The 11,705-nt window shown below is 35.5% G+C and carries 13 protein-coding genes and 3 tRNA genes; 6 read left to right on the top strand and 10 right to left on the bottom strand.

Going from position 1 to position 11,705, the window contains the following annotated elements; translation table 11 throughout:
* Nucleotides 1-4: 4 nt before the first annotated feature.
* The 7 genes from rplN to PL77_RS06595 form a co-directional block, all read right to left on the bottom strand.
* Nucleotides 5-373, bottom strand: coding sequence for a 50S ribosomal protein L14 (gene rplN, locus PL77_RS06625; RefSeq protein ID WP_044203087.1), 369 nt, complete (start codon nucleotides 371-373; stop codon nucleotides 5-7).
* A 71-nt stretch (nucleotides 374-444) separates the two neighbouring features.
* The gene (gene rpsQ, locus PL77_RS06620; protein ID WP_044203085.1) at nucleotides 445-699 is read right to left on the bottom strand and encodes a 30S ribosomal protein S17; all 255 of its coding nucleotides are present in this window, start codon (nucleotides 697-699) and stop codon (nucleotides 445-447) included.
* A gap of 18 nt (nucleotides 700-717) precedes the next feature.
* On the bottom strand, nucleotides 718-1,050 hold the full coding sequence (gene rpmC / locus PL77_RS31315) for a 50S ribosomal protein L29 (protein WP_063768999.1): 333 nt from the start codon (nucleotides 1,048-1,050) through the stop codon (nucleotides 718-720).
* A gap of 9 nt (nucleotides 1,051-1,059) precedes the next feature.
* On the bottom strand, nucleotides 1,060-1,485 hold the full coding sequence (rplP, locus tag PL77_RS06610; protein WP_044203083.1) for a 50S ribosomal protein L16: 426 nt from the start codon (nucleotides 1,483-1,485) through the stop codon (nucleotides 1,060-1,062).
* A 355-nt stretch (nucleotides 1,486-1,840) separates the two neighbouring features.
* On the bottom strand, nucleotides 1,841-2,725 hold the full coding sequence (locus PL77_RS06605; RefSeq protein ID WP_156152274.1) for an SdiA-regulated domain-containing protein: 885 nt from the start codon (nucleotides 2,723-2,725) through the stop codon (nucleotides 1,841-1,843).
* 58 nt (nucleotides 2,726-2,783) lie between these two features.
* On the bottom strand, nucleotides 2,784-4,184 hold the full coding sequence (locus tag PL77_RS06600) for a choice-of-anchor Q domain-containing protein (RefSeq protein WP_044203080.1): 1,401 nt from the start codon (nucleotides 4,182-4,184) through the stop codon (nucleotides 2,784-2,786).
* Between the two features lie 7 nt (nucleotides 4,185-4,191).
* Nucleotides 4,192-4,677 carry an NADH-quinone oxidoreductase subunit A gene (locus tag PL77_RS06595; protein WP_044203078.1) on the bottom strand — a complete coding sequence of 162 codons (486 nt, stop codon included), beginning with the start codon at nucleotides 4,675-4,677 and terminating at the stop codon, nucleotides 4,192-4,194.
* Between the two features lie 83 nt (nucleotides 4,678-4,760).
* Here PL77_RS06595 and sdaAA point away from each other — a divergent pair, with 83 nt between their 5' ends.
* Entirely contained in the window at nucleotides 4,761-5,663 is a 903-nt protein-coding gene (sdaAA, locus tag PL77_RS06590; protein ID WP_044203076.1) for an L-serine ammonia-lyase, iron-sulfur-dependent, subunit alpha, read from the top strand.
* A gap of 115 nt (nucleotides 5,664-5,778) precedes the next feature.
* On the opposite strand, the gene PL77_RS31740 is transcribed toward sdaAA, so the two are convergent.
* Together PL77_RS31740 and mazG are read right to left on the bottom strand one after the other, a co-directional pair.
* The gene (locus PL77_RS31740) at nucleotides 5,779-5,949 is read right to left on the bottom strand and encodes a hypothetical protein (RefSeq protein WP_156152273.1); all 171 of its coding nucleotides are present in this window, start codon (nucleotides 5,947-5,949) and stop codon (nucleotides 5,779-5,781) included.
* Nucleotides 5,950-6,056: 107 nt separating this feature from the next.
* Nucleotides 6,057-6,875, bottom strand: a complete 819-nt coding sequence (mazG, locus tag PL77_RS06585) for a nucleoside triphosphate pyrophosphohydrolase (protein ID WP_172665812.1) — start codon at nucleotides 6,873-6,875, stop codon at nucleotides 6,057-6,059.
* Between the two features lie 112 nt (nucleotides 6,876-6,987).
* Here mazG and PL77_RS06580 point away from each other — a divergent pair, with 112 nt between their 5' ends.
* The 5 genes from PL77_RS06580 (at nucleotide 6,988) to PL77_RS06560 (ending at nucleotide 11,055) form a co-directional block, all read left to right on the top strand.
* Nucleotides 6,988-7,668, top strand: coding sequence for a SprT-like domain-containing protein (locus PL77_RS06580; protein WP_052444225.1), 681 nt, complete (start codon nucleotides 6,988-6,990; stop codon nucleotides 7,666-7,668).
* 108 nt (nucleotides 7,669-7,776) lie between these two features.
* A tRNA-Phe gene (locus PL77_RS06575) sits at nucleotides 7,777-7,849 on the top strand.
* A gap of 39 nt (nucleotides 7,850-7,888) precedes the next feature.
* A tRNA-Phe gene (locus PL77_RS06570) sits at nucleotides 7,889-7,961 on the top strand.
* 212 nt (nucleotides 7,962-8,173) lie between these two features.
* Nucleotides 8,174-8,258: transfer RNA gene (locus PL77_RS06565), tRNA-Ser, on the top strand.
* Between the two features lie 112 nt (nucleotides 8,259-8,370).
* Nucleotides 8,371-11,055 (top strand): tetratricopeptide repeat protein, encoded by a 2,685-nt coding sequence (locus tag PL77_RS06560; protein ID WP_044203074.1) that lies wholly within the window; start codon nucleotides 8,371-8,373, stop codon nucleotides 11,053-11,055.
* On the opposite strand, the gene PL77_RS06555 is transcribed toward PL77_RS06560, so the two are convergent.
* On the bottom strand, nucleotides 11,052-11,699 hold the full coding sequence (locus PL77_RS06555; RefSeq protein WP_044203071.1) for a response regulator transcription factor: 648 nt from the start codon (nucleotides 11,697-11,699) through the stop codon (nucleotides 11,052-11,054). The two genes, PL77_RS06560 and PL77_RS06555, sit on opposite strands and share 4 nt — an antisense overlap.
* Nucleotides 11,700-11,705 lie beyond the last annotated feature (6 nt).

Here is an 11,705-nt window from a genome sequence, read left to right as displayed (position 1 = left end):
ACTCTTAGAGTACCTCAGGTGCTAACGAAACGATTTTCATAAATTGCTTCTCACGAAGCTCTCTTGCGACTGGTCCGAAGATACGAGTACCTCTTGGCTCGTCCTGCGGGTTTAATAAAACCGCAGCGTTGTCTTCGAAACGAATGTAAGAACCGTCCTTTCTACGAACTTCTTTTTTTGTTCTTACAACAACCGCTTTAGATACAGTCCCTTTCTTAACGTTTGAAGAAGGGATAGCTGACTTCACAGAAACGACAATTTTGTCGCCCACTGAAGCATAGCGTTTTTTAGTACCGCCTAATACGCGAATACATAAAACTTCTTTTGCTCCTGAGTTATCTGCTACTGACAGTCTTGATTCCTGTTGTATCATTCTCCTATCCTATTAAGGATTCTTTTTTTGGTGATTGTAAAAAATTAATTTTCGATGGATCGAAAAAGGAATTACTTCGCTTTCTCTACGATCTCCACCAATCTCCAACGTTTACGCGCACTCATTGGGCGCGTCTCCATGATTCTAACGGTATCTCCGATACCTGCAGTGTTGCTGTCGTCGTGCGCCATAAATTTCTTAGTCGTCTTGATGAACTTACCGTACATCGGGTGCTTTTGACGTGTTTCCACTTGCACTGTGATTGACTTATCCATTTTGTCGCTTACAACGATTCCAGTACGCTGCTTTCTGAAGTTTCTTTCCATGATCCTCTGTCAGGTATCTTAGTTGTTAACTTTCTCGATGGCTCTTAAGACCATCTTCTTGTTTACAGGTGCTAAAAACGTTGACTTGTTCAAGAACTCTGTGATTGACTCACGAGTTACGTTCTCAGCTTTAACCTTTTCCTCCAACTCAACAGTCACTTTTGCATGCAACGCCGTTTTTAAACGAGCTACTTGCTTTCTTAGTGAACTAAGTTGCATTGGGTTCTCCAATGGTGATACTGCATGAGCATAAGCTAAATCTTCAAGCTGCTTTTGAGAAGTTTTAATGTTCTCTGCTAACTCTTCTGAAGACATTGCGTTCACCTGCTTTTTTAAATCTAGTGTTTTCATCTTCTAAGCTTATCCTACGTAGTCTGGTCGAACTACAAACTTCACTTTGATTGGGAGCTTTTGTGCAGCCAATCTCATTGACTCCTGAGCTCTCTCGATTGATACTCCATCAGATTCGAACAAGATTGTTCCGGCTTTCACTGGAGCAACCCAATAAGCAGGGGCACCTTTACCCTTACCCATACGTACCTCGGCTGGCTTTGAAGTAACTGGCTTATCAGGGAAGATACGGATCCATACCTGACCTTCACGCTTCATCGCACGAGTCATCGCAATACGAGATGCCTCAATTTGACGAGCAGTGATCCAACCACCTTCAAGAGCTTTCAAACCGAAGCTACCGAAAGAAACGCTATGACCGCGCTGCGCGATACCATGGCTTCTACTTCTTTCTTTTTGTCTCTTTCTGAACTTGACTCTTTTTGGCTGTAACATTTTCGTTCTGTTATTTACCTACACGCAGGGACCTCCTGCGATTTCTTATGCCTAAGTGCACAAACTTCTCGGAGAACTGAAGCGTTTGACGCTAAAATTCTTTATAACAGAATCAATGTTTCTTATTATTAAGTAGTTTAGGACTTGCGCTCATGTCTAAATTATAAACGTAGTTTCCCGAGGTTTGGACTGCAAAAGTATAACACTTTTTTTTGTAATCCAAGTAGTTAGCAGAAATATCTACATGAATTTAAAATCTTTTACATTTAACAGCCAAATTTTATGTTTTGCTAATGAATCAAACCGATTCTAGTGAGAAAAAGTTAGGTTTAATGACATTTGTTTGAATATTTAATTACTCAGCATCAGGTAATTCAAGTAACATTATCACTGGAAGGTTTCCTGTTAGGTTATATTTTTCTTTCGCAAAATCAGAAACTTCTTCTCCATTATTGTCCCAACCGAGCCAAATCACGCCATCTTTGATCATTAATGCTTCAGCCATACCGTATTTTACGGGTTCGTATAACTTTTCTCCGTCTCTGCTTGCAACGTTTTTATAACTTAAATGCTGTACAACCTTATGCGTTACAGGATCTATTTTAGCAATACATAAAGCATTTCGTTCTATTCCATAGATAAACCCTTTATAGAAATATAAATCCGCAAAATCCCTAGAACACGTCTTTTTAACATCGTACTCCTCTATGATTGTATTGTTATTTAAGTCAATTTCTATTACAAATCTTGGGTCTCTTTCTTTTGCTAAATAGAGAATGTGCTTTTCTTCATCAATGGCAATCCCTTCAAAACCAGCATTTTTTTGCCATTTCTTCTTAGGAAGTTTTAATTTGCTCCAATCAATTGATAGTTTAGAAGAGTTCCCATTTTTCAAATCCACCTTATACACTTCATTATTGGCTTCATTTATCAAATAAGCATCCTCATTATACAATGCAACACCTTCTATATCTATATCAACACCTAAATCAAAAGTTACTGCAGGGGAAATCGTCCAGTTTTTTTTCCCCCATTTCAACTTATAGATATGACTATTTTCCTTTTTATCAGCGATGACATAAATATTATCTTCTTGATAAGAAATACCACTTAAATCAAATCGACCGTCATATTGGGTCATCTGTTTAATATCAAGTAGTTTAAGTTCCTGAATCTTCTGTCCGAATGATAATAATGAGATAGATAGGAAATAAAATAAAATTAGAATTTGTTTCTTCAATTTCGATAAAGTTAAACAGTACAAAAGTACTTATGTTTCTGATTTAAAAAGCATTTATTTACTCTACAGGAACAACAGTCGGGTCTGGCACATATTGTAAGGCTCCAATATCTGGAGGTGAATTTCTTGATACACCAACTTGATCGGTCTCAATCCCAACAACATCCACTCCTGCATCTCTAGCAGGGCTTTCTTCTGATAATTGATAATTGTAAGAATAGGGCACTTTAAAAAAGGGATCGGTATTTAAAATATTTGATTGATCAAAATCCTCTCTAGGTGATTTTAGTAAATTATGCATTACACTTATACTATTTACCCCATCAAGAATTAATATTTCTTCTCTTAAACTACCCCAGATAATACTGTTCTTTAGTGTTAAATCGATAGCATTTATTGTTTCATCCTCCGATGTTCCAAAACTTACAGATGGCCCTTCTCTAAAAAAGCCTGTATTCTCATTAACGACTGTATTGTAGATAAAATTACATTTACCGCCTGACGAATGACTATATGCATTACTTACTGTATGGCTAATAATTGAATTAATTACAGAAACATCTGCCCCTATCGCATTTATTCCCACCTGAGAAATATTCTCAATTGTAGAGTTTTCTACAGTTAAATCAATAATATCATCTTCGTCTGGATGGTAAATATAAAGTCCAAAGGTAGCATTTTTTAAATGAACTCCCTTTACCTCATTGTTATTACTCAATGAATCAAATATTAAACCTCCCCATTGTCCAGGTGAATTGAAGTATCTTCCATCTACCCGAATACTCTCCAAACGAATTGTATCTTCAACTGTCCCCTGTAGCTTTAATGAACCGCTCACATGGATTTTTGCATCATTATTAAAAACCAACCTTGAACCTGCCTCTACAGTCAAAGAAGATGACTCGGAAACAAATAAAGAGTCCATAATAACATAAGGTCTTCCTTTAGGCCAAATAACATTACCGTCAATTACTTCACCACCAGAAATGTAATTAGGGTCTTCTGCAAAAGCACTTAAGATTACTTCTTGTCTATTCCCGTTAGTGAAAAGGTTGACACTTCCTGTAAACTCTCGAATTTCATCGTTATTTTCATGGGGAATATTAGCTTCAGCAAAAATCAACATGCTATCTCCACCCCTCAAAAAAGTATTTTCTACTTTATCTGATGCCTGACCATTAATCAGCAATTGATACACATTATCTGGGTCAGAAAGTGATATTTCAGCTATATTCACTGCATTTTCGCTACTATTATAGACTTTAAAACGCTGTGTGGTACTGGGCATATCTATCCCTTCATCTACTTTTGATGTATATAAGGTATCAAAGAAAATAGTGTCTTGAGAAAACGATAATCTTATATTAGGGTCAGAGGATAAGACCTCATCTTTAGGATCACAAGAAACAAAAAAATAGACCCCTATTGCTATATAAAAAAATAGATGAATAGATTTCAAACTAATATTATTTAGTGTATTGCTTATTAAATTGATCGTAAAGATTCTTGTCAAAATCTTTAGCTATTTGAGAAGAACTTTCTGTAGTCGTTGGTTTTACCCAATCTAGAAAGCCTTTTTTCCAAACGTAAGCTAAGCCTACAATCAATATTCCTACAAAAAGAAATATCTCTACCAAAGCAAACCAACCCCAAACTCCATTGGTCTGTTCTATTTTTTCTGCATCACCAAATACTGTCGCCCAAGGAAATAAGAATAAAATCTCTACTTCAAAAAGAAGAAAAATGAGAGCGATAATATAAAATCTTATATTAAAACCTCCCCATGCTGAACCTACTGGATCCTCTCCAGATTCATAGGTAGTCAATTTTTCATGACCTGGTCTGTTGGGGCGTAATAAACTAGAAGCGATTAAACCGCCTAAAACAAAAATGACACCTACTATGACGAATAAAGCTATATTCCCGAAGTCTGTTAGGATTTGATTGCTCATAAAAATAGAAAATTCGAGGTTGAATTATTTCTTTTGTTTAAATTTCGGGATAAAAATACTAACCATATAAACACTATCATAACATGGCCGTACTTTTTGAAACATTTTTAGAATGGAAAGAGTATTGTGTAAAGAAAAATATTCCTCTTTATCAACCTGTTCTTGAGTATGAAATCAGAGAAAAGGAGCGCACCAAAGATGAAATCCAAACTGCACTAAAGAACGCTTTCCTCGTCATGAAAGATGCTGTAAAAACAGGTCTTCATGAAGATATGACCTCACGATCTGGCATGATCGAAAATGGAGGTAAAAAGGTAATGAAAACTCCAATCAACGTACTTTCTGAAGAATTCAAACTTTTAGTAGCACGTGCTTTAGCAGCCAAAGAAGTCAACTCCTGCATGGGCAGAGTAGTAGCTGCTCCAACTGCTGGTGCATCTGGGATTTTACCTGGCGTACTTGTCACTTTACAAGAGTTACACAACATTGAGGATGAAAAAATCTATGAAGGATTGCTCATCGCTGCTGGTATTGCTCTAATTATGGAGAAAAAATCGGGTATTGCAGGTGCTGTTGGCGGTTGTCAGGCTGAAACAGGAACTGCTGCTGCAATGTCCTCTGGTGCAGTGGTACATTGCCTCGGTGGTGATATTGACATGATTTTTAATGCAGTAGCCATCACTACTCAATGTATGTTGGGCTTGGTATGCGATCCTGTAGCAGGCCTTGTAGAAGTTCCTTGTGTGGTAAGGAATGCTAGTGCTGCTGCGATTGCCAACTCTTCAGCTCAAATTGCGATTGCAAATGTCAGTGGTGTTATTCCTGTTGATGAATGTGTAGACGCAATGGGAGAAGTAGGACAAAGTATGGAAGACCGCTATAAAGAAACTGCTTTAGGTGGTTTGGCGGCTACTCCTACAGGAAAGAGTATTTCCAAAAAAGTACTAATTTCGGATATTGATATTATTGACTCTACAGAAGAGTAATAAACCCAATTTCCTTAAACACAAAAAGGTTGCTTGTAAAGTTATTGACTCACAAGCAACCTTTTCAGTATACATAAAAAGTATACTTTATCTATAGTTTTCGATTGACAATGAATTAGAGGATATATCCCTCAAATTTCTTATTCAATTCCATCTTATTTCTAACTTTTTCCTCCTCAACATACAAGTCAAGATTTTTGATTGCAGTCTCAAAACGGTCTGCATAGTTTTTATGCTTTGTAGAATGAGATGAATTGTTTTTCTTTTTAAAGTTAAAAGTTACCATAACACCATAATTAACGAATAACAAATTGGACTAAAAACTTATAAATATCCAGATAAAGCTTTTGTATAGATTAGACAATTAGATTTAAGATGTAGACAAAAAAGTTTTTATTTTTTTTCATTTTTTTTGATTTCTTCCCAATACTTATCCATCTCTTCTAATGAAAGCCCCTCAAAATCAACATTATCATGTCCCATTTTTTCTTCCATTTTATTGAATCTATCTATAAATTTTTTATTCGTTCTCTCTAATGCATCTGAAGGGTTCACATTCAAGAAACGGGCATAATTGATCATTGAGAACATTACATCTCCAAATTCATCTTCAATTTTATCCAAATTATCTGCTCCATTATCGTGAGCAACAACCTCTTCCTGCAACTCTTGTAATTCTTCTTCTACCTTTTTATAAACATCTTCCTTGTTATCCCATTCAAAACCAACCCCTGCTGATTTATCCTGGATTCTTAATGCTTTCAACAGTGCAGGCAGTGATTTTGGTACTCCTCCCAACACTGTTTTATTTTTATTTTCTTTCTCTTTCAGCTTAATCAATTCCCAATTTCGGCTTACCTCCTCAGCATCTGCCACCTCAACATCACCGTAAATATGCGGATGTCTTACGATCAATTTCTCACAAATAGAATTAAGCACACTCTCAATATCGAAATCTCCTATCTCAGAACCGATTTTGGCATAAAAGACCAAATGAAGCATTACATCACCTAATTCTTTTTTTATTTCTGCTTTATCGTCTTCAATAATAGCATCAGAAAGTTCATACACTTCCTCTATTGTAAGGTGTCGTAATGACTCTAAAGTTTGTTTTTGATCCCAAGGGCATTTTTCCCTCAAATCGTCCATGATATCCAATAACCTTTTAAATGCTCTTAACCTTGGATCTTCAATCGTCCTATCTCCTTTCATTCTTTTTTACTTTTATTTCAAAAGATTCCGTTTAATATTGTCAATTAGAAACACATTATTGTACTAATCAAGTAAAAATTGAAGAAAGAAATCAGAAATCAATAAATTCTATATGAAAACGAAATCAGCACACCCTCAAAATCAATCAATGACCCATACCGAAATTACAGAACGTTTATCTAAATATACGACTCCTGAGGCTGCAACGATTTTTGCCCATTGGATATTGAAATATCAGATTTATGTGACTATAAAAGGTGGAAGAAAAACCATCAACGGCGATTACAGGCCTCCACAAAGAGGACATGGCCATAAAATCAGTATTAATTCTACTTTAAACCCTTATCAGTTTATTATTACTTTTACACATGAAGTGGCTCACTTGCTCACTTGGAACAAGTATCAAAATCATGTTGCCCCTCATGGAAAAGAATGGAAAAGTAATTTTAGAAGATTATTGGATATACTATTGAACAATAAAATTTTTCCTTCAAACTTGATCGAAGAGGTTAAAGAACATAAAAAAAATCCTTCTGCTTCGAGTGGAAATGACATTTCTTTGAAAAAAGCACTGGCATTTTATGATCATGAACAAGACCACTCTACCCTGTATTTAGAGGATATTCATGACAATGATGCCTTTTCTATGGAAGATGGAAGAATTTTTATCAGAAATAAAAAATTGCGTAAATATTATTTATGCACTGAAAAATCAACGGGCAAGCAATTTAGAATCAACTCCTTAGCCAAAGTGAAACTTCTCAACAACTTAAATCACGAGAAAGCTTGTTAACGACTGTTTAATTAAAAATGAAATTTTCTTTGGCAGATAGTTTGATTAAACAACTTTTTTCCCCACTTTTGCATCGCTTTAAGCGAAAAAGGTACTTTTGAAGTATCTGGTGTTGTAGCTCAGTTGGTAGAGCATCGGACTGAAAATCCGTGTGTCGGCGGTTCGAATCCGCCCAACACCACAAGTCTAAAGGTTAAACAAGACTCTAAAATAGTTTCCCGGTGTTGTAGCTCAGTTGGTAGAGCATCGGACTGAAAATCCGTGTGTCGGCGGTTCGAATCCGCCCAACACCACAAAAGCAAAGCTTATCCATTTGGGTAAGCTTTTTTTGTATCCTATAGTTAGTTTTTTATGTATTTAGAAAATTAATTTCTATTTTATTTATAATTTAAATCACTAAAAAACAACAGATTAAAACTAACATCAAAAATAAATTCAAAATATGTTTGGCGAATTCAAAATTATCCCACATATTTGCACCCGCTATCACACAAAGATAGCACATAGAGAGTTGGCAGAGTGGTCGAATGCGGTGGTCTTGAAAACCATTGTACCGCGAGGTACCGGGGGTTCGAATCCCTCACTCTCTGCAAACGCAAAGCATCAAATCATACGGTTTGATGCTTTTTTTATGCCCTTTTGAAAATGACAGTTGAATATTTTTTATTTTGTAAAAAGTAATCAAATCAGTAACTCATTACTATGTCATCTCCTCTCCGAACATTTACTATTCTATTCTCCTTAATTATTTATTTAAATATAGCTAATGCCCAAAAAGGTGATTCACTTTGGGGTGTTTGGATTGATGAATCTATTGATCAAAAAGAAAGGGTAAATGCACTGAATGAATACTCCGAACATTATCTAAAAATTAATGCAGACAGTGCCCTTCACTTTATCGAAATGTCTGTCGCTTTTGCCAAAGAAAACGGAATTATTGAGCAGCAAACCTATATGCAGTTGGGAAGAGTTTTAAGAAGAAATTCAAAAAATGAAGAAGCTATACAAGCCTACAAGGAGGCACTAATAATCGCAGAAAAAACGGATGATAGTCTCTCTATCGCCAATTCGCTTTACCTTATAGGTGTGAGTTATTATTATATGGGAGACTATGACCATGCTATTTCGTATTACAAGGAAAGCAAAAAGAGGGTAGAAATGATGGGTAATAAAAGAGGAGTAGCCAATATCTCTTCTAATATCGGTATCATCAATATGAGTCAAAATCAGTATGACAGTGCCGCTGCTAATTTTGAAGAAAGTATTAGACTTTACATTGAAGTCGATCTACCACACAAGACAAATATACCTATGCTTAACTATGCTTTACTCAAAGAAAGATTAGGGGATTACCAAGGAGCAATGGATTTATATATGAAGAGTTTGGCAATTAACGAGAAGGAAAAGGATGAAAGCTCTATCGCCTATGTTTATACTAACATTGCTCAGATGTATCAAAAATTAGGTGATAATGATAAATTTTTTGAATACAATGAGAAAAGCCTTGAGGTATGGACAAAACTCAACAACAAAAGAAATATTCTCTATAACCTCACCAATGTGGGTTCTATTTATTTTGAAACAGGGGAATATGATAAAGCATTATCGGTTTTCAATAAATGTGTTCCCCTATCTGAAGAAATTAAGGACAAAAATGGAATTGCGAATGTTCTTCTCAAACGAGGAGTATTGTACATTACAATCAATCAACTTGATAAAGGAATAAAAGATATCAACACTGCTTTTGACTTATATAAGCAACTGAAGGATGTTGCAGGGATAGCGAAATCACATCAGGCTCTAGGAAGATATTATACTGTTATTGGTAAAAATAAATTGGCGATCACCAACTTTGAAAAAGCCTATGAACTAGCGATTGATTCTGATATTGAAATCCAAAAAAATGTAGCCGAAGACCTTTACAAAGCGTATGAAAAAGCTGGTAATAAAACCCTCGCTTTTGAAGCTTACAGAAATTATATTATTGCTAGAGACAGCATTGGTAATGACAAAAACCAAAAAGAAATTGTACGAAAAGAATTAAAGTATAATTATGATAAAAGGGCACTAGCGGACAGCCTTGCTTTTGAAAAGCAAAAAGCGATTCAAACGGCAAAACTTGAAAAGAGTACTACACAACTCCGTCTTTCCTTAGTTATCCTTCTGATTGTAATCATATCAGTAGTTTTACTTTATAGAAGGAATCAGACTATCAATAATCAAAATAACACTATCACTTCACAAAATAAAAAACTTACCACCCTTACCGATGAGTTGAAAGGGCTGAATGAAAATTTAGAGAAAAAGGTAGAAGAAAGAACCTCTGAAATTACAAAGATCAACAAAGAACTAAAGGCAAGTGATGAACGCTACAGCTATGCTTTGGATGCTTCTAATGATGGTATATGGGATTATAATGTAAAAGATGATAAGATTTCTTTTAGCCCTGCCATTTATACAATGCTGGGGTTTGAACCTTATGAGTTTCCTGAAACGAGAGATAGTATTTATGACTTACTGCATTCTGAAGAAAAAAAGATAGCAACCCGAAAAACTCACCACTTGTTTGCCATAAGACAAAAATCCGATTTTCTGGAAGATGAATACCGCTTGATAGGCAAAAATGGAAAAATAGTTTGGGTGCAATCGAAAGGAAAAATTGTTGAAAAAGATGAGCAAAATAAACCACTCCGAATAGTGGGCACGCATACCGACATCACTGTTCAAAAGCTGAAAAATCAAGAAATGCTTGAAGCCATTTTAAGAACGGAAGACGCTGAAAGAAGTCGTATTTCTAAGGAAATCCACGATGGCTTGCAACAGACGCTAATTATCAGCTTTATGAACATCCGATATTTTAGAAGTAAAATGAAAGATATTCCAGAAAGCATTAAGGAGAAGTTTGAATTGGGGTGGAAATACTTAGAACGATCTATAGAAGAAGCCAGAGGAGTCGCTCATGTTCTGATGCCGAAATCCATTGTGGATTATGGCGTTTTAGCGGCTTGTCAGATGTTGATAGATGATATGAATAATTCAACGGATGAAATTACTTTTGATTTTCAACATAACTTAGCGTCTGAACGACTTCCAAACCAACAGATAGAAATTACGCTTTACAGAATATTACAGGAAAGTCTGAATAATGTCATGAAATATGCCAAGGCTTCTGAAGTCAATATTCAGTTGTATGATTATGAAGATACCTACTCATTGACGGTTGAAGACAATGGAATTGGTTTTGACACTTCCAAATTAAAAGACAAAGAAGGGCATGGTTTCAGAAACATCAGAAACAGACTAGATGCCATCAACGGTTCCTTGGAAGTAGACAGTAGAGAGAATGAGGGTACAACTATTATTGTTGAAATTTCAAAGACGATTTAAAAGTCAATCAAGTTGGTTCCTATTACGTAAAGGATTAATCCTGCAATATTTTTACTCCCTGTTTTTACCAAAAGGTTCCGTTTGTGTGCCTCCACTGTTTTCATACTTACAAACAAAGCTTCTGCAATTTCAGTATTAGAATATTCTTTTAGAATCAGTTCCAACACCTCTTTTTCTCTTTTGGATAATTTCACCTCAGTAACCATTCTTTTAGCGTGAGGCTTTGTTTTTTGGATACTATTGATGATTATTTCCGTGACTTTAGGAGAAAAATAAGTACCGCCAGTTGCTACTGTTTTAATTGCCATCAATAACTCTTCCTGCTTACAGTCTTTCAGTAAATAACCACTTGCCCCTTCAGCTAAAAACTGTTTCACATGTCTATGGTCATCCATCATGGTCAAACCTAAAACTTTTATAGCAGGGTGAAGACTACTCACCTGTTTGGCTAGTTCTATACCGTCCATTTCCGGCATATTCAAGTCAGTCACTACAATATTGGGTTGGGATGATTTTAATTTTTCAAGACAATCTAAACCATTCTCTGCTTCTCCGATACATTCTATTTCTGAAGATTTTTCAAAATAGGTTTTTAAACCTTCACGGATCATTTCATGGTCGTCTACTAAAAATATTTTAATCATAGTGTT

This window comes from Flammeovirga sp. OC4 (genome assembly GCF_000812565.1).
In the GTDB taxonomy this organism is placed as follows: domain Bacteria; phylum Bacteroidota; class Bacteroidia; order Cytophagales; family Flammeovirgaceae; genus Flammeovirga.
Note: the sequence above shows the minus strand (reverse complement) of the source record. Positions and strands in the feature narration are given on the sequence as shown.